This window comes from Amycolatopsis sp. NPDC034160 (genome assembly GCF_055575355.1).
In genome coordinates this window covers 940,588-962,232 of record NZ_JBVISU010000001.1, presented here as the reverse complement: position 1 = coordinate 962,232, position 21,645 = coordinate 940,588, and the positions used below count along the sequence as shown (strand labels likewise).

At 68.2% G+C, this 21,645-nt stretch carries 19 protein-coding genes; 10 read left to right on the top strand and 9 right to left on the bottom strand.

The window, feature by feature from the left end:
• The first annotated feature begins 58 nt into the window (after positions 1-58).
• The 3 genes from ACZ54P_RS04730 to ACZ54P_RS04720 all read left to right on the top strand — a co-directional run bounded on the left by ACZ54P_RS04730 (position 59) and on the right by ACZ54P_RS04720 (position 1,925).
• The gene (locus ACZ54P_RS04730; protein WP_465460165.1) at positions 59-1,012 is read left to right on the top strand and encodes a LysR family transcriptional regulator; all 954 of its coding nucleotides are present in this window, start codon (positions 59-61) and stop codon (positions 1,010-1,012) included.
• A gap of 92 nt (positions 1,013-1,104) precedes the next feature.
• On the top strand, positions 1,105-1,455 hold the full coding sequence (locus ACZ54P_RS04725) for a rhodanese-like domain-containing protein (RefSeq protein WP_465460164.1): 351 nt from the start codon (positions 1,105-1,107) through the stop codon (positions 1,453-1,455).
• A gap of 29 nt (positions 1,456-1,484) precedes the next feature.
• Positions 1,485-1,925: a thioredoxin family protein gene (locus tag ACZ54P_RS04720; protein WP_465460163.1), complete on the top strand. Its 441-nt coding sequence runs from the start codon at positions 1,485-1,487 to the stop codon at positions 1,923-1,925.
• Between the two features lie 6 nt (positions 1,926-1,931).
• On the opposite strand, the gene ACZ54P_RS04715 is transcribed toward ACZ54P_RS04720, so the two are convergent.
• The gene (locus ACZ54P_RS04715) at positions 1,932-2,714 is read right to left on the bottom strand and encodes an alpha/beta fold hydrolase (RefSeq protein WP_465460162.1); all 783 of its coding nucleotides are present in this window, start codon (positions 2,712-2,714) and stop codon (positions 1,932-1,934) included.
• Between ACZ54P_RS04715 and ACZ54P_RS04710 the strand changes: the two genes are divergently transcribed.
• Positions 2,713-4,155: a M1 family metallopeptidase gene (locus ACZ54P_RS04710; RefSeq protein ID WP_465460161.1), complete on the top strand. Its 1,443-nt coding sequence runs from the start codon at positions 2,713-2,715 to the stop codon at positions 4,153-4,155. The two genes, ACZ54P_RS04715 and ACZ54P_RS04710, sit on opposite strands and share 2 nt — an antisense overlap.
• Positions 4,156-4,385: 230 nt before the next feature.
• Here ACZ54P_RS04710 and ACZ54P_RS04705 read toward each other — a convergent pair whose 3' ends face one another.
• Positions 4,386-5,582, bottom strand: a complete 1,197-nt coding sequence (locus ACZ54P_RS04705; protein ID WP_465460160.1) for an FAD-dependent monooxygenase — start codon at positions 5,580-5,582, stop codon at positions 4,386-4,388.
• A gap of 61 nt (positions 5,583-5,643) precedes the next feature.
• On the opposite strand from ACZ54P_RS04705, the gene ACZ54P_RS04700 reads away from it, so the two are divergent.
• Both ACZ54P_RS04700 and ACZ54P_RS04695 read left to right on the top strand, forming a co-directional pair.
• A complete protein-coding gene (locus ACZ54P_RS04700) occupies positions 5,644-5,952 on the top strand; it encodes an antibiotic biosynthesis monooxygenase family protein (protein ID WP_005165349.1) in 309 nt (102 codons plus the stop codon).
• Entirely contained in the window at positions 5,945-6,778 is an 834-nt protein-coding gene (locus ACZ54P_RS04695; protein ID WP_465460159.1) for an SIR2 family NAD-dependent protein deacylase, read from the top strand. The genes ACZ54P_RS04700 and ACZ54P_RS04695 overlap by 8 nt, the downstream gene beginning before the upstream one ends.
• Here ACZ54P_RS04695 and ACZ54P_RS04690 read toward each other — a convergent pair.
• Positions 6,754-7,782 carry an endonuclease/exonuclease/phosphatase family protein gene (locus tag ACZ54P_RS04690; RefSeq protein WP_465460158.1) on the bottom strand — a complete coding sequence of 343 codons (1,029 nt, stop codon included), beginning with the start codon at positions 7,780-7,782 and terminating at the stop codon, positions 6,754-6,756. The two genes, ACZ54P_RS04695 and ACZ54P_RS04690, sit on opposite strands and share 25 nt — an antisense overlap.
• Positions 7,783-7,907: 125 nt before the next feature.
• Between ACZ54P_RS04690 and ACZ54P_RS04685 the strand changes: the two genes are divergently transcribed.
• Positions 7,908-8,885 (top strand): ATP-binding cassette domain-containing protein, encoded by a 978-nt coding sequence (locus tag ACZ54P_RS04685; RefSeq protein WP_465460157.1) that lies wholly within the window; start codon positions 7,908-7,910, stop codon positions 8,883-8,885.
• Entirely contained in the window at positions 8,882-9,682 is an 801-nt protein-coding gene (locus ACZ54P_RS04680; protein WP_465460156.1) for an ABC transporter permease, read from the top strand. The genes ACZ54P_RS04685 and ACZ54P_RS04680 overlap by 4 nt, the downstream gene beginning before the upstream one ends.
• A gap of 26 nt (positions 9,683-9,708) precedes the next feature.
• Here ACZ54P_RS04680 and ACZ54P_RS04675 read toward each other — a convergent pair whose 3' ends face one another.
• Positions 9,709-12,903, bottom strand: coding sequence for an AfsR/SARP family transcriptional regulator (locus ACZ54P_RS04675; RefSeq protein ID WP_465460155.1), 3,195 nt, complete (start codon positions 12,901-12,903; stop codon positions 9,709-9,711).
• Positions 12,904-13,051: 148 nt separating this feature from the next.
• On the opposite strand from ACZ54P_RS04675, the gene ACZ54P_RS04670 reads away from it, so the two are divergent.
• Together ACZ54P_RS04670 and pcp are read left to right on the top strand one after the other, a co-directional pair.
• Positions 13,052-14,467, top strand: a complete 1,416-nt coding sequence (locus tag ACZ54P_RS04670) for a M1 family metallopeptidase (protein ID WP_465460154.1) — start codon at positions 13,052-13,054, stop codon at positions 14,465-14,467.
• A 27-nt stretch (positions 14,468-14,494) separates the two neighbouring features.
• Positions 14,495-15,130, top strand: a complete 636-nt coding sequence (pcp, locus tag ACZ54P_RS04665) for a pyroglutamyl-peptidase I (protein WP_465460153.1) — start codon at positions 14,495-14,497, stop codon at positions 15,128-15,130.
• A gap of 2 nt (positions 15,131-15,132) precedes the next feature.
• Here pcp and ACZ54P_RS04660 read toward each other — a convergent pair whose 3' ends face one another.
• From ACZ54P_RS04660 to ACZ54P_RS04640, 5 genes are all read right to left on the bottom strand, one after another.
• Positions 15,133-16,131: a pyridoxamine 5'-phosphate oxidase family protein gene (locus ACZ54P_RS04660; RefSeq protein ID WP_465460152.1), complete on the bottom strand. Its 999-nt coding sequence runs from the start codon at positions 16,129-16,131 to the stop codon at positions 15,133-15,135.
• A 19-nt stretch (positions 16,132-16,150) separates the two neighbouring features.
• The gene (locus ACZ54P_RS04655) at positions 16,151-17,917 is read right to left on the bottom strand and encodes an Hsp70 family protein (RefSeq protein WP_465460151.1); all 1,767 of its coding nucleotides are present in this window, start codon (positions 17,915-17,917) and stop codon (positions 16,151-16,153) included.
• A gap of 60 nt (positions 17,918-17,977) precedes the next feature.
• Positions 17,978-18,316 carry a helix-turn-helix domain-containing protein gene (locus tag ACZ54P_RS04650; RefSeq protein ID WP_465460150.1) on the bottom strand — a complete coding sequence of 113 codons (339 nt, stop codon included), beginning with the start codon at positions 18,314-18,316 and terminating at the stop codon, positions 17,978-17,980.
• Position 18,317: 1 nt separating this feature from the next.
• Positions 18,318-18,683 (bottom strand): type II toxin-antitoxin system RelE/ParE family toxin, encoded by a 366-nt coding sequence (locus ACZ54P_RS04645; protein ID WP_465460149.1) that lies wholly within the window; start codon positions 18,681-18,683, stop codon positions 18,318-18,320.
• 175 nt (positions 18,684-18,858) lie between these two features.
• Positions 18,859-21,417, bottom strand: coding sequence for an ATP-dependent Clp protease ATP-binding subunit (locus tag ACZ54P_RS04640; RefSeq protein ID WP_465460148.1), 2,559 nt, complete (start codon positions 21,415-21,417; stop codon positions 18,859-18,861).
• Between the last annotated feature and the right edge of the window lie 228 nt (positions 21,418-21,645).

The window sequence follows — 21,645 nt, the reverse complement described above, 5'->3', positions numbered from 1 at the left end:
ACGCGGCTCTCGACTTTCGGGGGTGCCGGACACGGGGCTGAACGCGGTATACGAAGTCATGGAGATTCAGGTTCGGCATCTTCGCGTGATCTGTGAGATCGCTTCCTCCGGAAGCCTCAACCGTGCCGCGGCCTGCCTGGGGCTGGGACAGCCCGCGCTCAGCCATCAGTTGCGCCGGATCGAGCGGATGGTCGGCGGTTCGCTGTTCCACCGCGACCAGCACGGGGTGCGGCCCACCGAACTCGGCGCCCTGATCCTGCGGCGGGCCAGGGCGATCGTGCTGACCTTCGACGAACTGGAGCACGACTTCCACCGGCAGGAACCCGAACCTGGCGAACCGCTCAGAATCGGCTGGAACGACAGCGCCATCACGGGTTCACTGCTGGGCGGGCTACGTGACCTGCGGCCGGGCGAACCGTTCCGCACGCGCGCGGACACCTCGCGCACCCGCCTGCTCGCCCAGGTCGCGAACCGCGGCATCGATCTCGCGCTGATCATGATCTGCGGCGGGCGCGGCCTGCCGGTGCCGCCGGAAGTGCGGACCATGACCCTGGCCAGGGAACCGTCGTTCGTCGCGCTCCCGGCCGGGCACCCGCTCGCCGACGAGGAGGAGATCGAACTCGCCGACCTGGCCGGGGAGGACTGGATCGTGTCGAACGGTGGCGACGGCTGCCGGGTGGTGTTCCGCGAAATGTGTCTCGCGCACGGTTTCGACCCCCGGATCGCCCACGACGTCGACTTCGACACCGCGCGGGAGGATCTGGTCAGCGGCGGATACGGCGTCGGGCTGGTCCAGCCGACCCGCCCGCAGACGGACGGCCTGGTCATCCGGCCGCTGTCCGGCGCGCCGATGTGCGTGCGACACGTGCTCGCGTGGCGCGAAGACGGGCTGTGCACGACGGCCGCCGGAGAACTCGCCACCGAGGCGACCGCGGGATATTGGCGGCTGGCCGAGCGGACGGCGCCGTACCGGACCTGGCTGCGCCGGTACGGCAGGCTGGCCGTCGGATAACCCACTGGCATGCCGAGGCGGCACTAGAGCGTCCTTCGGGAAACGGCCGACGATGGAAATCGTCAATCACGGTCGTGGAGAGAAGGGGCACCATGCTGCCGTTGATCACTCGTACGGAACTGCGCTCCCGAATGGAGGCCGGAACGGTGGTCGTCGTCGACACCATGCCGGTCGCCTATTTCGAAAAGGAGCATCTTCCCGAAGCCCGCAACATTCCGGGATTCCCGTACGAACTGGCCGCCGAGTTCACCGACCGGCTGGCACCGAGGGTGTTACCGGACAAGGCGGCCGAGATCGTCGTCTATTGCGCGAACACACCCTGCCGCAACAGTGAATTCGTCGGACGGCGGCTGCTGGAGCTCGGATACACGAACGTCCGCAAATACCGCGAAGGCATCGAAGACTGGGTGGCAGGAGGATTGCCGACCAGTTCTTCGTCCTGAGTGGATTTCCCGCATCGAAGGAGAATGTCTTGTCGAAGTGTAAACGGTTCGTCTGCGTGCTGGCCGGTGTGCTCGCGCTCATCACCGGCTTCGGTTCCGGCGCGGCTTCCGCCGCACCGTCGCCGACGGCCGAAAACGTGGTCACGGTGACTTCGGCCAACTACGCCCAGGTCATGGACATCTCGCGGCAGAAGCTGGTCATCATGGACTTCGGCGCGACCTGGTGCCCGCCGTGCCGCCAGATGAAGCCGGTGATCGAACGGCTCGCCGCCGAATACGGCGGCCGGTTCCTGCTCGGCGAGGTCGACGTCGACCAGAGCCGTGATCTGTCCAGCCGGTACAACATCCGCTACCTCCCGACGCTGGTCGGTGTCCGCAACGCCGCCGAACTGCCCAACTCGCGCAACATCGGCTACCCGGGCGAGGCGCGGTTGCGTGCCTGGATCGACGCCCAATTGGCGAAGGGCTGACCAGGACTATCCGATGACGTCGGAGAGGAACGCTTCGACGGCACCGAGATAGGTCTCCGGCGCTTCGTCGTGCACCACGTGCCCGGCGCCTTGGACGACGATGTGCCGTCCAAGGCCGCCGGGCACCCGCGCGGCCAGTTCGGCCTGCTGGCCGTGCGGCATCGCCGTCCGCTCGCCTTCGATGGCGAGCAGGGGGCACTTGACACGCTCGACGTACTCCCAGAAATCGCGCCGACCCCATTCCGCGGCGATCTCGTACAGATCCGGAAGCGACGCGATCAGGTGATAGCCGTCCTCGCGTTCTTCGACGCATTCGATGAAGTAATCCCCGGTTTCGCCGAAGAACTCACGCACCTGGGCCAAGGAGCGGAACGGGACCGGCCAGGATTCGAAGTAGCCACGCCATTCGTCCACGGTCCGCCCGCGCTGGTCGGGCGCGAAGTCCTCGCAGACCACGGCGCGGACGAGGTCGGGATGGATGGCCGCGGTGACCCACGCGTGCAGGCCGCCCATCGAATGTCCGATCAAGACCGCGGGCTCGTCGAAGGTCCGCAGCACGGCGGCGACGTCGTCGGCGAACCGCTCGGTGCGCCACGGTCCGCCACGCGGGCCGCGTCCGTGCCCGCGTGCGTCCAGACCGTGGACACGCCCATACGGTGCGAGCCTTCGCGCGACCCGCCACCACGTCGTCGCCCTGCCCATCAACCCGTGCAGGAGGACGATCGGCGGCCCGTCACCGCCGAAAGTGATCAACCCGTCGCGCTGAATCACCACTAAGCTCCCCTCCATGCGCAGCCGTGTCCCCGCCGCCGGTCTGGTCCTGGGGGTCGTCAGCGCCCTGATTATCGGTTGCAGCGTCGATGATCCCCCCGCGGCGCCCCCTCCGCCGCCGCCGATGAACCCGGTGCCGGGTGCTTCCGGCGCGGGCGACCCGTACTACCCGATGGACGGAAACGGCGGTTACGACGCCCTCGAATACCAGGTGGGGATCACTTACGACCCCGCCAAAGGGCGTCTCGACGGCGACACCACGGTGACCGCGAAAGCGACCCAAGACCTCAATCGGTACAACTTGGACTTACGCGGCTTGACGGTGCAATCCGTTCAAGTGGAGGGAAAACCGGCCAAGTTCACCCGCGAAGGCGAATTCGAGCTGGTGGTGACACCCGCCGAACCGATCCGGACCGGGACCACGTTCAAGACGAAGGTCGTCTACGGCGGCGACCCGTCGGCGACCCCGAAGGCGGGCGGCAGCGAGAACGGCTGGCAGAGGTCGAAGGACGGCGGCGCGTTCATCGTCGGCGAGCCGCATTCGGCGTCGTTCTGGTATCCCGTCAACGAAACCCCGCGTGACAAGGCGATGTTCACCCTCACCGCCCGGGTGCCGGACGGCTGGACCGTCATCTCGAACGGACGCGAGATCCAGAAGACCACGGCCAACGGCTGGTCGACGACGTCTTGGCAGGAACGCACCCCCGTCGCGGCCTACCTGACCACGGTCGCGATCGACAAGTTCACCGTCGACCGGATGTCACTCCCCGACGGGACGCCGCTGGTCAACGCGTACGCGCCGGGCGCGGAGGACCGGCGCGACACCGGCAGGCGGCTGCCGGAGATCATCGGCTTCCTGACGTCGAAATTGGGGCCCTACCCGGTCGACGCGGCGGGCGGGATCTACCTCGACGAGGACATCCACTTCTCGCTGGAGACCCAGACCAGGCCCACCTACGCGAAATGGGCCGACCTGATCACCGTCGTGCACGAAACCGCACACCAGTGGTTCGGCGATTCGGTGACGCTGAACTCGTGGTCCGACATCTGCCTCAACGAATGCCTCGCCTCGTACGCGCAATGGCTGTGGCAGGAATCGAGGGACAACGAGAACCTCGACGACCGCTACCGCGCCGCACTCGACATCATGCGGGGCAGCCCGGACTTCTGGGCGTCGAAGCTGGTCGACATGGGGGCCGGTCAGGAATTCCACGGCGTGTACGACAAGGGCATCCTCGCCATCCACGCGCTGCGGCGGAAGATCGGCGAAGGGGCTTTCGCGCGGCTGCTGAAGGAGTGGCCGGCGGCGTACCGCAACGCCAACGCGTCGTGGGCGGATTTCGAGTCGTTCACGATCAAGCTTTCGGAACAGGACCTGCGGCCGTTCTTCGACGCCTGGTTCCACGGCACGACGATCCCTCCGGACGCCGAACTGCTGCCCGGCACCCTGCGGGGCTAGCGGTAGAACGCGTTTAGTCCTCTAAATGCGGGTAGGTGGGGGGCGGGTTGTGAAGGCCTCCTTGCTTACCCTCAAGGTAGGGAAGGAGGCCTTCACGGACTTCCTGGCTTGAGGCTTTCGACGTGGGGCGGGCTGAGTTGGTCGTGAGTGGCGATTCGGGTTAGAACCCGAATCGCCACTCACGACCAACTCGACCGACGACCCACCGCCGCCCTCCCGCCTTAACGCATTTAGTCCTCTAAATGCGGGTAGGTGGGGAGGTCGATGCCGCTGACGACGTCCTGCGTCTTCCGTGCGGCCAAAGCGGCGATCGGCTTGAACCGCATCGCCCGCATGGCCAGGTACTGCATCCGCAACGCCAGCCGCGACTTCGCGAACATCGTCTTCGCGTTGGCACGCCCCATCGCCTGCGTCTTCTCGACGAACTCGCGCATGATCGCCTCGTACCGCTTGAGCCCGGTGTCGAGGTCGGCGGCGAGTTCCCCGGCGAGGACGTACGCGCCGACGAACGCCAGGCTTGTGCCCTGTCCGGAAAGCGGCGAGGGGCAGAAGGCGGCGTCGCCCAGCAGCCCGATCCGCCCGCGCGACCACGAGTCCATGATCACCTGCGCGCACGAGTCGAAGTAGAAGTCCGGCGCGTCGTCCAGCTGTTCCAGCAGCCAGGGCGCCTCCCATTCCATCCCGGCGGCGAACCCGCGCACCAACGCCTTCTGTGCCTCGACGTCGCGATAGTCGTAGTCGACCTTCTCCGAGGCGAACCCGAAGTACCCCATCGCGACCTCGCCGTCGCGGACGCCGCGGATCCCGGCGGACCGGCCGACGTCGCTGAAGCCGATCGCCCAGTCCCGCAGGCCGAGCCGGTTCGGCACGGTGAAGAACGCCAGGTACGCGCCGAGGTGCCGCACATAAGCCGGCTCATCCCCGAAAGCCAGCGCCCGCACTCCCGAATGCAGCCCGTCCGCCCCGATGACCAGGTCGAACGTCCGCCGAGCCCCACTGGCGAAGGTGACGTCGACGCCGTCGGCCCGCTCATCCAGCGCGGTGATCCGATCGCCGAAGACGTACTCCGTCTTCTCCCTGGTCGCCTCGTACAGCACCTCGGTCAGGTCGCCGCGGAGGATCTCGATCTCGGCGATGAGGCCGTCACCGCCGAAGTCGTCGGCGCGCAGGGTGGCCTTCGTGCGGTTCTTCCGGTCGACGAGCGTCTCGCCCTTGGTGTCCGTGCACGCCGCGCGAATGCGCTCGTCCAGCCCCATGCGGCGGACGACCTCCTTGGCCGTTCCACGCAGGTCGACGGCCTGGCCACCGGGACGCAGGGACGGCGCGCGCTCGACGACGGTCACGTCGAAGCCGTATCGCGTGAGCCAAAAGGCCAAAGCCGGACCGGCGACACTCGCGCCGGAGATGAGAATCTTCGCGTCCACCATTCTCTGAAAGGTCCCACGCATCACATCGCGGCGCAAAAGAGTTTCGTCGTAGGCTGACGGCATGGCAGTCGTGAAGATCAACGCGATCGAGGTCCCCGAAGGCGCAGGCCCCGAGCTGGAGAAGCGGTTCGCCGCGCGGCTGCACGCCGTCGACAACCAGCCCGGCTTCCTCGGCTTCGAACTGCTCCGCCCGGTCTCCGGCGAGAGCCGCTACTTCGTCTACACCAAGTGGGAGTCCGAAGAGGCGTACCAGGCGTGGGCGTCCGGCCCGGCGCGGGAGGCGCACGCGGGCGAGCGCGCGAAGCCCGTCTCCAGCGGGGCGAACCTGCTGGAATTCGAGGTCGTCCAGGCTTCGAAGCCGGGTGAGTGAGCTCGAACGAGCCGCGGAACTGATCGACGGCGCCGGCGCGCTGCTCGTCTGTGCCGGCGCCGGGATGGGCGTCGACTCCGGCCTGCCCGATTTCCGGGGTGACGAAGGTTTCTGGAAGGCGTATCCGCCGTACGAACGGCTGGGCATCAGCTTCGTCGAACTGGCCGACCCGCGGCATTTCGCCGAAGATCCCGAGCTGGCCTGGGGTTTCTACGGGCACCGGCTCGCGCTGTACCGCGCCACCGTCCCGCACGCGGGGTTCCGGCTCCTGCGGTCCTGGGGAGCGCGGAAACCCGGCGGCGTACGCGCGTTCACGTCCAATGTGGACGGTCAGTTCCAGAAGGCGGGCTATCCGCACGTCGCCGAGGCCCACGGGTCCATTCACCACCTGCAATGCCTCGACCGGTGCACCACCGACATCTGGCGGGCGGACGAGGTCGAGGTCCCGATCGACGAAAACACGATGCGCGCGCTGAAGCCGCTGCCGTCGTGCCCGCACTGCGGCGGCCTCGCGCGGCCCAACATCCTCATGTTCGGCGATTACGAGTGGCTCGACCAGCGCAGCCAGGCTCAGCTCGACGAGCTGACCGCGTGGCGGCGCGCGCATCGCGACCTCGTGGTGGTGGAACTCGGCGCCGGGCAGGCCGTGCCGACGGTGCGGCGTTATGCGGAACTGGCCAGCGCCGCGACCGGTTCACTCATCCGGATCAACCCGCGTGAGCCGCAGGTCCGGCACGGCCGGGGTGTCTCGCTGGCGAGCAACGGCCTCGAAACCCTCGAAGCGCTGGACGCGCTGCTCACTCAGGGCAGGACGACCTCGGCGTAGACGGCGTCGTGATCGCTGCCCGGCGTCTCCAGCACTCGGAAGTCCGCGATGGCCGCCCGCTTGTCCGCCAGCACGTGGTCGATCGGCACCGGCGGCACCACACCGTTCGTCCAAGTGCCTGACAGTGCCTTCCCCACCTGGTCGGCCGCGTCCACATATCCCCTGGTCAGCAGCTCACGAAAGAGCGCGTGGTCGAGGCTGGCGTTGAAGTCGCCCGCCAGGATCCGGATGTCGTGCTCGGCGTCGGCGTAGGGCAGGTCCTTGGCCTCGTCGACCCACCGGTGCCTGTCCCACATCGGCGCGGCCGGATGGACCGCGACGACCTCGATCCGGACGCCGTCGCCGAGGTCGACACTCGCGCTCGGCTGCTTGAAGTTCGAAGCGCCGGCCAGCTTCAGCGGTGTGAGCGGATACTTCGAAACCAGCCCTGAGCCGGACGCCCACGCCGCCGGGTGCAGTACGTGGAACGGCAGGAGCTCGAACAGTCCGGCTCGCTCCAGCCCGGTGACCGCCTCGGGCGTCATCTCGGTCAGGCTCAGGACGTCGACCTGGTGCTCCTTCACATAGCCGACGATTCTGGCCGGGTCCGCCTGTCCCCCGAGCATGTTCGACGCCAGCACGCGGACGTGCTTGCCGTCGAGCGTCTTCTGTTCACCTCCGAAGGCGCGAGGCAGCACGAGCGCGGCGATCGTGCAGGTCAGCACCAGCGCGACGGCCCCGGTCCACCAGCGGCGCAGCCCGAGCGCGAAGAGAGCGAGCACCAGTGTCGCGATCCCCGCGTACGGCGTCAGCGCGAGCGCCGCGATCGTGTACGTGTTGCCGTCGTAACCGATCAGCCGCAACCCCGTCAGCACCGCGAACGGCACGACCGCCCCGATGAGCAGCCCGCTGACCAGCGTCCCGCGGGGGCCACCACGCGTCCGGCGGACGACCGCGGTCGCCCGTTCTTCGATCACCATGCCGTCGAGTATGCCGATCAAGGACGGCGTGACGGCGGTCTCCACAACACCTCCACAACCTCCTCACACCGCGTCTACCAGCGCTTATCAGCTCCTGCCAGCGCGCTGTGCGCCGTCTGCCAGCGAGGAAGGGCACCTTTGTCCGCGGGGCGAGATCCACAGGAGGAAACATGTCGCACGCGATCAGGGCCGAGGGCCTGGTCAAACACTATGGGGAGACGAAAGCACTCGACGGGGTCGATCTGGAGGTCCCGGCGGGCAAGGTGGTCGGGGTGCTGGGGCCGAACGGCGCGGGGAAGACGACCGCCGTCCGGATCCTGGCCACCCTGATCCGGCCGGACCGCGGTCACGCGAGCGTGTTCGGCTACGACGTCGTCAAGAACCCGATGCAGGTCCGCAGCATGATCGGGCTGACCGGGCAGTACGCGTCGGTCGACGAGGACCTGTCCGGCACGGAGAACCTCGTCCTGATCAGCAGGCTGCTGGAGCTGTCGAGGGCGGACGCGAAGAAGCGCGCGGCCGACCTGCTGGAGCGGTTCGAACTGACCGGCGCCGCCGGACGCGCGATCAAGACCTACTCGGGCGGCATGCGGCGGCGGCTCGACCTCGCCGCGAGCCTGGTCGGCCGTCCCAAGGTGCTCTACCTGGACGAGCCGACCACCGGTCTCGACCCGCATGCCCGCAACGAGGTCTGGGCCGTGGTCCGGACGCTGGTCGCCGACGGGACGACGGTGCTGCTCACCACGCAGTACCTGGAGGAGGCCGATCAGCTGGCCGACACGATCACCGTGTTCGACCACGGCCACGTCGTGGCGAACGGGCGGGCCGACGAGCTCAAGCGGCGGACCGGTGGCCAGACGCTGCAGGTCCGGCCGACCGCGCTCGGCGATCTCGACGCCGTCGAGCGCATCCTGGCCGGGCTCACCGGGGTCCGGCCGAACCGGGACGACGACACCGGGCTGCTCACCGCGCCCGTCGCCGACCCGGTCCTGCTGTCCACCCTGGTCCGCAAGCTGGACGAAGCCGGGATCACCGCGGACGAGCTGGCGCTGCGGCTGCCCAGCCTCGACGAGGTGTTCCTCGCGCTGACCGGCAAGAAGACCGACGAGTCCACCAAGGACACGACTCCGGAAGGGAGCCTGGTATGACGACCATCGCCGCGCCCGCACCACCACGGCGCGTTTCCCCGTCCAGCGGCGTTCAGCACGGGCTTTCCCTTGCCTGGCGCGGCATCCTGAAGATCCGGAAGAATCCGGAGCAGTTGGCCGACGTCACCATCGCGCCGATCATCTTCCTCGTCATGTTCGTCTACCTCTTCGGTGGCGCGATCATGGGCAGCACCGAGGGCTACCTGCAGATGATCGTGCCCGGCATCATGGTGTTCAACATCCTGCAGGCCAGCATGACCGTCGGCGTCCAGCTCAACACCGACGTCACCAAGGGCGTGTTCGACCGGTTCCGCGCGATGCCGATCTCCCGGTCCGCGCCGCTGGTCGGCGCCGTACTGGCCGACATCGTGCGGTACCTGGTGTGCATCACCGTGCTGATGATCGTCGCGACGATCATGGGCTACCGGATCCAGACCGGCCCGGCGGAATTCGCGCTCGCCGTCGTACTGGCCATCGCGTTCGCGCTGTCGTTCTGCTGGGCGTCGGTGTTCGTCGGGATGCTGGTGAAGAGCCCCGGCGCGGTGCAGGGCCTGATGTTCGTGGTCCTGATGCCGCTGACCTTCGGCAGCAACGTCTTCGTCCCGACCGGCACCATGCCCGGCTGGCTGAAGGCGTGGGCGGACATCAGCCCGGTGACGCAGATGTCCGACGTGTTGCGGGGGTTGATGAACGGTGGCGCGATCGCCGGTCCGCTGACCGGCTCGCTGATCTGGATGGCGGCCGCGATCGCGGTCTTCTTCCCGCTCGCCACCTGGGCTTACCGGAAGCGCGTCTAGAGATGTCGTGAGTGATTCGGGTCGTTCTAACGACCCGAATCACTCACGACATCTTCCACCCACGAGAGCAACGCGTTTCGGGACAGCCCCGCGTCCTGAACGAGCAGCGCTTCGTAACGCTCCTCGCCGAAACGCTCGCGGAGATCGTCGGTCAACCGCCGGATGGCGGGCTCGCCGAGGTCGAGCCTGCCGCGGAGAAGCTTCGCCGCGCCGAGCAGGCGAACGGCGACGCCCGCGCGGCCCTGCCGGAACCGGATCAGGCCGAAGACCTCGACGATCCGCCCGAGATCGGCCATGTCGGCCCGCTTCATGGTGGACTTCACGACGATCGCGGCAGCGCGCTCGGCCCCCTCCAGGTCTTCGGCGGCCAACGCCACCTCCGTGTCCATGTACCCGCCGTACTCGTCGGCGAACATGCCCGGCATCGGCACCTTGGCCATCGACTCCCGGAACCGGGCGGCGACCTCGCGCGCCTCCGCCACCCGGCCGGCGCGGCTGAACAGATCGGCCTTGCCCATCAGCACCATCACCGCGAGCTGATCGTTGCCCGTGTCGATCGAGTACCGCTCCGCCTCGTTGATCTCGCGCATCGCGGTGTCGAGGTCACCCGCCCGCGCGTATTCCGTCGCGAGCCGCCAGCGCTGCTGGATCACGTCGTCCTGCGAACCCAGTTCGAGGGCGAGGTCGAGCCCTTGCCGGTACAGCGACAACGCGGCCTCGTGGTCGCCGGACATCGAGATGTCGGACGCCTTCATCCCGACCGTCATCGCGGTACCCCAGCGGTCGCCCACGGCCGTGAATCCGTCGAAGGCCCGGTCCCTCGCCTCGTTCGCGCCCTCGGCGTCGCCTTGGTCGGCGAGGATGAAACTTCGGGCCCACAAAGCGGCGGAACGAGCCCACAGGTCCGGGCTCGTCAGGGCCCGCGCGACCTCGCGAAGGGCGAGTTCCTTTTCCTTGCAGAAGAACGCGAGCATCGGCAGGCCGATGGCCAGCCCGGCGAAGCGTTCGTAGGCCTTCGTCCGCACGCAGTGGTCGATGAGCGCGAGAGCCTCCTCCGGGTCACCGACACCGGGGGCCATCGCCATCATCGCGCGGAACGCCCGGAACGCGGCGACGAAGTCCTCGCCGAGGCGATCGCCGAAGGTGAGCACCTCGGCGACGAACGCCTCGGCCCTGGCGCTGTCCCCCTTGATCAGCCAGTACCAGAAGATGCCGCTGAACAGGCGGGCCGTCATTTCGACGTCGTCGGCGTCGATCGCCTGACGCAGCGCGGTCACGATGTTGTCGTGCTCGGTGTCGTACCGCGAGATGGCGGTGAGCTGGTCCCTCGTCCGCAGCGACGGCTCCAGCCGCTCGGTGAGATCGGCGTAGTAGCGGTGATACGCCTTCGCGAGCCGCTCTCGCTCATCGGCCTCGTCGAGCCGCTCCGCCGCGTAGGCCCGGATGGTCTCCAGCATGCGGTATCGAGGCTCGCCCTGTTCGCCGGCCACCGCGTCCACAATGGACTTCTCGACCAGCGAACCGAGGACGTACAGGACGTCTTCGACCGGCAGGTCGTCACGGGAGCAGACGGCTTCGACCGCTTCGACCTCGGCACCCGCGCCGAACACCGACAGCCGTCTGGCGAGGACGCGTTCGGCGTCGTCGAGCAGGTCCCAGCTCCACTCGACGACGGCACGCAGCGTGCGCTGCCTCGGCAACGCCGTCCGGCTGCCCGAGGTCAGCAGGCGGAACCGGTCGTCGAGGCGCTGCGAGATCTGCGCGACGGTCATCGAACGCAGTCGCGCGGCGGCCAGTTCCAGCGCCAGCGGCATTCCGTCGAGCCGTCGGCAGATCTGCGCGACGTCGTCCACAGTGGACTCGTCGAGGACGAAATCCGGGCGCACGGCCACCGCCCTGTCGACGAACAACCGGATCGCGCCCGCCTCGGCCGCCTGCGGAACGGTCGGTGTTCCGTCCGGAACGGACAACGGACCGAGCGGGCACAGCGTCTCGCCGTCGATGGCCAGCGCCTCGCGGCTCGTGGCGAGGATCCGCAGGGGCGGCACGCGTCGCAGCAGGGTGTTCGCCAGCTCCGCCGCCGCGTCGACCAGATGCTCGCAGTTGTCCAGCACCAGTACCGACTCACCGGCGCCGAGCGTCTCCACGACCCTGGCCAGCGCGTCCACCGGGCGCCGCATCGGGTCGCCGCCGTGCGAGAGTCCGAGGTCCCACAGTTCCAGCGCCGAGAAGACCGCCCCGGGCAGGTCGCCGGGGTCGCGGACGCCGGCGAGCGGGACGAACCAGACGCGTCCGCGCGCGTGCGCCGGATGCCGTGTCGCGACCTCGGTGGCCAACCGGGTTTTCCCGGCACCGCCTGGCCCGACCAAGGTCACCAGCCGGGCACCGGCGAGGAGTTCGGCGACCAGCTTCAACTCGTCGTCACGGCCGACGAAGCTGGTCAACCGCACCGGGAGATGGTCGGCGGCCGCGGGCGGCGGGCCGAGTTCCCCGCGCAGCGCGGCGAGGTGGAGCTGGCGGAGTTCGGCCGAGGGATCGACGCCCAGCTCGTCGGCCAGCGCCCTCCGGACCTCTTCGTAGACGGCGAGGGCGTCGGACTGCCGGTCCGCCGCGCACAGTGCCCGGATCCACAGCCCGGCAAGGCGTTCGCGCAGCGGATTCCGCGCGGCGGCCTCCTTGAGGTCCGCGAGGACCCGGTCGTGCCCGCCGATCCGGATCTCCGCCTCGAAGCGATCTTCGGCGGCTTCGAGACGCAGATCTTCCAGCCGCGTCGCCTGTGCCTGCGCGAAGGGGGCTCCGAGCACGTCGGCCAGTGCCTCACCACGCCAGAGACCGAGCGCTTCGGTGAGGATCGCGGCCGCGCCGGAGTCCCGGCCAGCCGCCAGCTCCGCGCGGCCATCCGCCGCCAGCCGTTCGAAACGGAAGACGTCGACGTCCTCGCGGGCGATGCCCAGCCGGTAACCGCCAGGCCCCGAATCGAGGGCGACGTCGTCGGCACGCAGCACCTTGCGCAACCGCGAGACCAGGGACTGCAGGGCGTTCGCCGCGTCGGACGGCGGTTCCTCACCCCAGAGACCGTCGATGAGCGCCCCCGCCGGGACCGGCCGTCCGGGGTCCAGCGCGAGCTTCGCCAAGAGCATGCGGAGGCGGACACCGCCGATGTCGACCGGGGTGCCGTCACCGGCCTCCGCTCCGACCGGGCCCAGCAGCTTGACACGCACGCCCCCAGCTTTCCAGAACGGCGAACGGATGGCCCGAACGGCGACGGAAGTGGGGATTATCCGGGCACGGAGGAGCTTTCCGGGCGGTCGGCCGAGGTCACCGGGTTAGGTTCGGGACCAAACGACAGCCGATCGACTGGGAGCGTGAATGAGGTACCGGAGTGTGGCCGTCATCGCCGCCGTGCTGGCCGCGAGTGTCCTCGGCGGTGGGACCGCCCTCGCCGACACCGGCAAACCCGGGGCCGACGGCGCGGGCGACAGCTACTACCCGCAGGACGGCAACGGCGGCTACGACGTCGGCGACTACCACCTGAAGATCGGCTACGAACCGGCGACCAAGCAGCTCACCGGCCTGCAGACGATCACCGGCCGGGCGACACAGGCGCTCAGCTCGTTCAACCTCGACCTGCACGGGTTGACCGTCGACTCGGTCAAGGTCAACGGACGGAAAGCGACCTTCACGCGGACCGGTGACCACGAGCTGGTGATCACCCCCGCGCGTCCGCTGCGGAACCACGAGCGGTTCACCGCCGAGATCGCTTACCACGGCGTCCCGCAACCGATCGAAGATCCGTCGCTGGGCCCGAACGGCTGGCAGTACGCGAAATCCGGTGGCGCGTTCGTCGCGGGCGAGCCGAAGTCGGCGACGACCTGGTACCCGGTCAACGACACCCCACGCGACAAGGCGACCTTCCACCTCGCGGTCACCGTGCCCTCGGAATGGGGCGTCATCTCGAACGGCCGCGAGCGAGGGCAGTTCGTTTCGGGTAAGGACACCACGTACGTCTGGGCCGAAGAGACCCCGGCCGTGCCGTACATGACGACGGTCGCGATCGACAAATGGGAGTTCGAGCGGACGAAGCTGTCCGACGGCACCCCGGTCGTCAACGCCTACGCCCCGGGCACGCCCGCCGCGACCAAACAGGCCGAGGCACGGCTGCCGGAGATCATCGACTTCCTGTCGTCGAAGTTCGGCCGGTACCCGGTGGACGCCGCTGGCGGCATCTTCCTCGCCGAGCCGATCGGGTTCTCGCTGGAGACGCTGAGCAGGCCGATCTACTCGGGCGCGGCGGGCAACATCCCGACGATCGTGCACGAGAACGCCCACCAGTGGTGGGGCGACTCGGTCGCCGTCGACAAGTGGAAGGACGTCTGCCTCAACGAATGCTTCGCCTCGTACGCGGAGTGGATGTGGTCCGAGGCCAAATCGGGTCAGGACCTCAAGGCGCGTTACCTGTCCGCCGTGCAGAAGGCGACGGACCGGTTCTGGGCCGGGAAACTGTACGACATGGGGCCCGGCAACGAGTTCACGTACGTGTACTCGAAGGGCCCGGTGGCGCTGCACGCGCTGAAGAACTACATCGGCGCGGCCCCGTTCGACCGCGTCCTGAGGACGTGGCCCGCCCTGCACCGGGACGGCAACGCGAGTCTGCCGGAGTTCCAGAAATTCGCCGAACGCGTCGCGCACAAGAACCTCCAGGGTTTCTTCGACGCGTGGTTCTACGGCAACACCAAGCCGGCGCCCGAGTTCCTCTACCCCGGGGACCTCAAGCCGGCCGCCTGACGACCATCACACGTTAGGGTGAGCGGCATGACGTCAGTGCTCCTCACCGGCTTCGAACCGTTCGGCGGTGAGCGGGTGAATCCGTCGTGGCAGGCGGTTTCCCTGCTCACCGGCCGACGGCGCGACACCGTGGCCGTCGAGCTGCCGTGTGTGTTCTCGCGTTCGCTGCTCACCTTGCGCGACGCGATCGACGAATACCGCCCGGAACTGGTGCTCTGCGTCGGACAGGCGGGCGGGCGCCCCGACGTCACCCCGGAACGCGTCGCGATCAACCTGATCGACGCGCGGATCCCGGACAACGCGGGCTCGCAACCCGTCGACGTCCCGGTGATCCCGGGCGGGCCCAACGCGTACTTCACCACTCTGCCGGTGAAGGCGTGCGTCGCGGGGATCAAGCACGCGGGTCTTCCGGCGTCGGTCTCGCACACCGCGGGGACGTACGTGTGCAACCAGGTCTTCTACGGGCTGATGCACTTGCTGGACAACGACTTCCCCGGCGTGCGGGGCGGTTTCGTGCACGTGCCCTACACGCCGGAACAGGCCGCGCGGACGACGGCACCGAGCCTTGCCGTGCATCGGGCGGCGGAGGCGCTGGGGATCATCGTGGACACCGCACTGTCGGTCACCGAGGATCTTTCGACCCCGGCGGGCACGCTGCACTGAGTTCAGTAGAGGTTGTGCCGGTAGTCCACAGCGGTTCCGGCGCGCAGTAGCCGTTCGCCCGCCATTTTCCGCACGGCACTCGCGGCGATCCCGGTGGTCTCGTTGAGCTTGACGTGGTCGGACCAGATCTCGGACGGCTTCGGCAGATCCTCGGGACCGACGTGGTTCTCCGCGTCCCAAAGCCGGGCGTCGCGCAGTGCGGTGCTGTGCGTGAGCCACGCATGCTCCACCTCGACGACCAGCGCCGCCTTGGGCGTGCGTCCGCGTTCGGACATCGACTCGCGCAGTGCGGTGTCGGTGCTGATGCTCGCGACACCGGTCAGTTCGAGCGTGCGTTCGTCACCGGGCGCGATGGCCACGATCGCCACTTCCGGGCGATCGAGAACGTTGTGGAACGTGTCGGTGCGGCGATTGCCGGGCCGGTCCGCGATCGCGATCGTCGTCGGCCCGATCCGCCGGATGACACCGGGCGGGTCGCCCTTGGGACTGGCGTCGGCGTGACCGTCGCCGTCCCGCGAGGTGATCACCGCCAGTGGCGCGGTGGCGAGGAAGGCGGCCGAAGCAGGGCCGAGGCCTTCTTCTTCGGCGTCTTCAGCCGAGCCGGTGGCGGGTCCCCAGACGTTCGAGCGGATCACCGCCTTGCCGCAATGCAGGAACACCTCCTCGACAGCGAGGCCGCCGTCATCGACAGTTCCGTTGATCCGCAACGTCTCCCGCCAGCCGGGGAGCAGAACCAGCAAGGCGGCGCCGGTGCCCTGGACGGCGTCCGGCGGCATCGGCAAGCGCAACCGGGCAGGCGTCTCCGGTACCGCGAAACCCGGTGTGCCGCCGACCACCGCCGCCCTCGGCCCGCCGCCGTCGTAACCGAGCACGGCCACGGGAGAACGCCCGAGCAGTGTGACGCTGTGGGGATCGAGCCTGTCAATCGACTTCAGCATCGCCGGCAGCTGTCTGCTCCCCACGACCCGTTCGAGTTCGGCCAGGTCACAGATGGGTTCCATGAGGCCAGGTTAGCGTTGCTCAAGGCTTGAGCTGTGCGGTGAAGAAGTCGACCATCTCCTGCGTGGTCCGCGCGGTCCCGTCATGGCGGGTCGAGACGAGCATGGCGCTCAACGGCGCGTCATCGGTCCCGAAGAGCACAATGCCGCTTCGCTTGCCGACACCGGCCAAGTAGCGGCCACGCAGTCCGTCGGCGGCCCAAGTGCCCTCCACGGGCTTGCCCTTGGTCATCTGCCGTCGCGCGTCGGCCTCCAGACCGGTCATCGCGACACCTTGGTAGTAGTTGATCGCGTTCGACGCCTCGTCGTTCTTGAACACGCAGGTGACCGCGGACGCGGCCCCCATCGCGGCGGCCGCGTCCGGCGCGTCCCGGCAGTCGTCCCGCTGCGGGATGACGGCGGCGATCCGGCGGAGACAGTCCGTGAACCCCTGAGCGTCCTTCTGGCCCGGTTGAGCGCAGTTCGGCTTCTGTGCCGGGACGGCGGGGTTCGGCGCCGCGACGGGTTCTTCCTCGCCGCCGGTGAGCAGGACGATGGTCGTCACGATCGCCGCGAGGGCGAGCGCGATGACGCCGTAGGCCGTGGGCTTCCGCCAGTTCGGGCCGGGCGGCGGCGGGGGCGGCGTCCACCGCGGCGGTTGGGGGCGCCGAGGCGGCTGAGGTGGCTGGTGGACGGGCCGTTGCTGGACCGGCGCGAACGCGGGCACGGTCAGCTGGGAGTCCTCACCGCCCACCGGCACGTGGTGCAGCCCGAACGCGACCGCCGTCTCCGGCTGGTCCTGTGTCGTCGGCGCGATCCGGAGCTGGTTCGCCAGCAGACTCGCCAGCAACGGCATCCGGCTCGGCCCGCCGACGAGGTAGACGCCGCCGAGCTGCGCGGGGGTGAGCCCGGCGCGGTGGATCGTGGTGGCCAGAAGCTCGGCACTGCGCAGGAAACTCGGCCGGACGAGCGCCTCGAGCTCCGTCCGCGTCACCCGCACGTCCCCGAACGGCTCCGGCATCGGGATCTCGGTCTGCTGATGCCGCGACAGGCTTTCCTTGGCATCACGGACGTCCTGGAGCAACGACCGGCGCGTCCGGCGGTCCACGACCGACTGCGGGCGCAGCACCCGCTGCCACACCGCGGGATCGGAATGCGAAACCTCGCGGCCGATGTGGACCAGTATCGCCTGGTCGATGTCGAGGCTGCCGAGGTCGGGCAGGCCGTCCTCGGCGAGCACGGCGAAGCCCTGAGCGCTGACCCCGACGACGGCGCAGTCGAAGGTGCCCGCCCCGAGGTCGTACACCGCGATCGGACCGGGCGGCCGGACCTGGCCGTGGTTGAGCGAGGCGTAATGCGCGGCGGCGGCGACCGGCTCGGGGATCAGCAGCGTGGTCCCGAACCCGGCCTTGAGCGCGGCGTCGCGGAGGATCTGCTTGCGATCCGGGCCCCAGCCCGCCGGATGGGAGATGCGCACCTGCGCGGGCGGACGCTGGAGAAGCAGCTCGGCCTCCTCGCCGACTCGGCGCAGGACAGCGGCGAAGGCGTCGGTGATGGGGAGCGTGACGTCGCCGAGCTGGAGAGCGCCCTCGTCGATACGGCGCTTCGGATTCGCTTCGAACCGGCTCGGATCCAGCCGGGCGCGGCGTTCGGCGTCGCGGCCGACGAAGACGGTGTCGTCCTTGTCGACGTAGATCGCCGACGACATCGTCACCGACCCGTCGATTTCGACGACCTGAGTCCCCCTGCCGTGGATCGAGAGCACCCCGACCGTGCTGGAGGTACCGAAATCGATCGCCAGAACGTCCACCTGACCCCCTCCCGGACCCGGTGGCATCGTCTCACGCGGCGATCAGACCTCCTGGAGCGGTCAGACGGCGGTGGAGATGGTGACGTCGTGATCGTCGAAATCGGCGACCACCCGCATTCGGCCACCCAAGGCGACGATGTATCTGCGGAGGGTGTCCAGCTCCATCTGGCTCGGATCCCCCTGTTCAAGCTGGCTGATTCGCGGCTGGCTCACGCCCATGCGCTTGGCGACCTCGGTCTGGCTCAGCCCGACGTCCTCGCGAAGTTGCGACAGGCGAAACCCGAAAATGTAAGCCTGCGTGGCTTCTCGCGCCTCGGCCCGGGCGGCTTCGACGTCGCGGCCCGCCTCGCGATCTGCAGCCAGCTTTTCGGCCTTGACCTCTTTCCAGGACCGACCCATTTCAGCTTTCCTCCGTCGCGTCCAGATGCCGCCGGTATCGCTCCTCCGCGATCGGGATGTTGATGTCGTACCACCGTTTCCAGTTTCCGGCTTTGTCCCCGGCGACCAGAAGCACGGCTCTCCGCGCCGGATCGAAGACGAACAAGATCCTGATCTCGCTGCGCCCGGCCGATGCCGGACGCAGCTCTTTCAAGTTGTGCCTGCGCGACCCGCTGATCCGATCGACCAGCGGCCGTCCGAGCCGCGGGCCCTCACAAGCCAGCATGTCGATCGCTTCCTCGACTCGATCCGCTGTACCAGGATCCTCTCTGCACAGCGACCCGAACCAACGATCCACTTCGTCGTGAAGCTCGATCTCCCACCTCATCAGACGACCATAATGCAGACCTTATATCTATTGACGCTCGAAGGCCAGAGTTCCCACGAAAGCGCGCACCGGCCTCGTGAGTGGTAATGACGGTTAGAACCGTCATTACCACTCACAAGACAGGGAAAGCCCGCCGCGGCGAACCTGCGACGGGCTTTCCCTGAACCACCGAAACTTACTCGCTCTCGGCTTCGCCGTTCTCTTCGCCCGTGCCGGCGCCGATGCTGACCGGCGGGGCGTCCGGGACCGACGAAGGCCGGGCCTCACCGCGGAAGACGAAGTGCGCCTTGTCGTCCTTCTCGCCCTCTTCGTCGTTCCAGCCTTCGACGTCGACCAGGATGATCTGACCGGCCTGGATCTCGCCGAACAGGATCTTCTCCGACAGCTGGTCCTCGATCTCGCGCTGGATCGTGCGGCGCAGCGGCCGCGCGCCCAGCACCGGGTCGAAGCCGCGCTTGGCGAGCAGCGCCTTGGCCTTGGGCGTGAGCTCGAGCTCCATGTCCTTGGCCTTGAGCTGCTTCTCGACCCGGGCGGCCATCAGATCGACCATCTGGATGATCTGGTCCTTGGTCAGCTGGTGGAAGACGATGATGTCGTCGATCCGGTTCAGGAACTCCGGCCGGAAATGCTTCTTCATCTCCTCGTTGACCTTTTGCTTCATCTTCTCGTACCGGTTGGCGGTGTCGCCTCCCTGCGAGAAGCCGAGCGACACGGACTTGGAGATGTCCGAGGTACCCAGGTTCGAGGTGAAGATGAGCACGGTGTTCTTGAAGTCGACCGTACGACCCTGACCGTCGGTGAGCCGACCGTCTTCGAGGACCTGCAGGAGCGTGTTGTAGATCTCCTGGTGGGCCTTCTCGATCTCGTCGAACAGCACCACCGAGAACGGCTTGCGCCGCACCTTCTCGGTCAGCTGGCCACCCTCTTCGTAGCCCACGTAGCCCGGAGGGGCACCGAAGAGCCGCGAAGCGGTGTAGCGGTCGTGGAACTCGCCCATGTCGATCTGGATGAGCGCGTCGTCCTCGCCGAACAGGAACGCCGCCAGCGCCTTGGACAGCTCGGTCTTACCGACGCCGGACGGGCCGGCGAAGATGAACGAGCCGGAGGGGCGCTTCGGGTCCTTCAGACCGGCGCGGGTACGGCGGATCGCCTGGGAGACGGCCTTGACCGCGTCCTCCTGGCCGATGATCCGCTTGTGCAGCTCGTCCTCCATGCGGAGCAGACGCGTGGTCTCCTCCTCGGTGAGCTTGAACACCGGGATACCGGTCCAGTTGGCGAGGACTTCGGCGATCTGCTCCTCGTCGACCTCGGCGACGACGTCGAGGTCGCCGTCCTTCCACTGCTTCTCCCGCTCACCCTTCTGCCCGAGGAGGGTCTTCTCCTCGTCACGGAGGCGGGCGGCGCGCTCGAAGTCCTGCGCGTCTATCGCGGACTCCTTGTCCCGGCGCACGTCGGCGATCTTCTCGTCGAACTCGCGCAGGTCCGGCGGCGCGGTCATCCGGCGGATGCGCATCCGGGCACCGGCCTCGTCGATCAGGTCGATCGCCTTGTCCGGCAGGAACCGGTCGTTGATGTACCGGTCCGCCAGCGTCGCGGCGGCCACGAGCGCCGAGTCGGTGATCGAGACGCGGTGGTGCGCCTCGTACCGGTCACGGAGACCCTTCAGGATCTCGATCGTGTGCTCGAGCGACGGCTCGCCGACCTGGATCGGCTGGAAGCGGCGCTCCAGCGCGGCGTCCTTCTCGATGTACTTGCGGTACTCCTCGAGTGTGGTCGCGCCGATCGTCTGCAGCTCGCCACGGGCCAGCATCGGCTTCAGGATCGACGCGGCGTCGATCGCGCCCTCGGCGGCACCCGCGCCGACGAGCGTGTGCAGCTCGTCGATGAACAGGATGATGTCGCCACGGGTCTTGATCTCCTTGAGCACCTTCTTCAGGCGCTCTTCGAAGTCACCGCGGTACCGGGAACCGGCGACCAGCGAGCCGAGGTCGAGGGTGTAGAGCTGCTTGTCCTTCAGCGTCTCCGGGACTTCGCCCTTGACGATGTTCTGCGCGAGCCCCTCGACGACGGCGGTCTTGCCGACGCCGGGCTCACCGATCAGGACCGGGTTGTTCTTGGTGCGCCGCGACAGCACCTGCATGACTCGCTCGATCTCCTTGCCACGGCCGATGACCGGGTCGAGCTTGCCTTCGCGGGCCTGCACGGTCAGGTTGCGGCCGAACTGGTCGAGCACCAGCGACGACGACGGGGTGCCTTCACCGCGTCCGGAGCCGGTCTCGGTCGACTCCTTGCCACCCTGGTAGCCCGACAGCAGCTGCAGAACCTGCTGACGCACCCGGTTGAGGTCCGCGCCGAGCTTGACGAGCACCTGCGCGGCGACGCCTTCACCCTCGCGGATAAGCCCGAGCAGGATGTGCTCGGTGCCGATGTAGTTGTGGCCGAGCTGCAGCGCTTCGCGCAGCGACAGCTCAAGCACCTTCTTGGCCCGCGGGGTGAAGGGGATGTGCCCGCTCGGGGCCTGCTGCCCCTGGCCGATGATCTCCTCGACCTGCTGGCGGACGCCCTCCAGCGCGATGCCCAGCGATTCCAGCGCCTTGGCGGCGACACCTTCACCCTCGTGGATCAGACCCAGGAGGATGTGCTCGGTGCCGATGTAGTTGTGGTTGAGCATCCTGGCTTCTTCTTGGGCCAGGACGACCACCCGCCTCGCGCGGTCGGTGAACCTCTCAAACATGTGCACTCCCTCGACTGCTGCGACGGCGGCCCGTTTCCATCGTGCTTTCACCGCGATGGATTCAGCACCGTGAGACCACTCTAGTAGCCAAGCGGTCGCGCTGGCGTACCACTACGGCTGATTGCGGCCCGTTCGCGCCCCGGCCGTTCTCCGGCCGTGCGCGCTTTCATCTTCCGGTTGCCCTGCACCTTTACGTCAAGCCCAACGTGCGAAGCCGCACTTGGATTC

Bases quoted from the DNA above. Each gene is read 5' to 3' on its own strand.
- ACZ54P_RS04660 (WP_465460152.1), bottom strand. From the start codon at position 16,131: ATGGAACCCATCTGTGACCTGGCCGAACTCGAACGGGTCGTGGGGAGC.
- ACZ54P_RS04670 (WP_465460154.1), top strand. From the start codon at position 13,052: ATGAGGTACCGGAGTGTGGCCGTCATCGCCGCCGTGCTGGCCGCGAGT.
- ACZ54P_RS04680 (WP_465460156.1), top strand. From the start codon at position 8,882: ATGACGACCATCGCCGCGCCCGCACCACCACGGCGCGTTTCCCCGTCC.
- ACZ54P_RS04640 (WP_465460148.1), bottom strand. From the start codon at position 21,417: ATGTTTGAGAGGTTCACCGACCGCGCGAGGCGGGTGGTCGTCCTGGCC.
- ACZ54P_RS04730 (WP_465460165.1), top strand. From the start codon at position 59: ATGGAGATTCAGGTTCGGCATCTTCGCGTGATCTGTGAGATCGCTTCC.
- ACZ54P_RS04705 (WP_465460160.1), bottom strand. From the start codon at position 5,582: ATGGTGGACGCGAAGATTCTCATCTCCGGCGCGAGTGTCGCCGGTCCG.
- pcp (WP_465460153.1), top strand. From the start codon at position 14,495: ATGACGTCAGTGCTCCTCACCGGCTTCGAACCGTTCGGCGGTGAGCGG.
- ACZ54P_RS04645 (WP_465460149.1), bottom strand. From the start codon at position 18,683: ATGAGGTGGGAGATCGAGCTTCACGACGAAGTGGATCGTTGGTTCGGG.
- ACZ54P_RS04715 (WP_465460162.1), bottom strand. From the start codon at position 2,714: ATGGAGGGGAGCTTAGTGGTGATTCAGCGCGACGGGTTGATCACTTTC.
- ACZ54P_RS04710 (WP_465460161.1), top strand. From the start codon at position 2,713: ATGCGCAGCCGTGTCCCCGCCGCCGGTCTGGTCCTGGGGGTCGTCAGC.
- ACZ54P_RS04685 (WP_465460157.1), top strand. From the start codon at position 7,908: ATGTCGCACGCGATCAGGGCCGAGGGCCTGGTCAAACACTATGGGGAG.
- ACZ54P_RS04700 (WP_005165349.1), top strand. From the start codon at position 5,644: ATGGCAGTCGTGAAGATCAACGCGATCGAGGTCCCCGAAGGCGCAGGC.
- ACZ54P_RS04650 (WP_465460150.1), bottom strand. From the start codon at position 18,316: ATGGGTCGGTCCTGGAAAGAGGTCAAGGCCGAAAAGCTGGCTGCAGAT.
- ACZ54P_RS04725 (WP_465460164.1), top strand. From the start codon at position 1,105: ATGCTGCCGTTGATCACTCGTACGGAACTGCGCTCCCGAATGGAGGCC.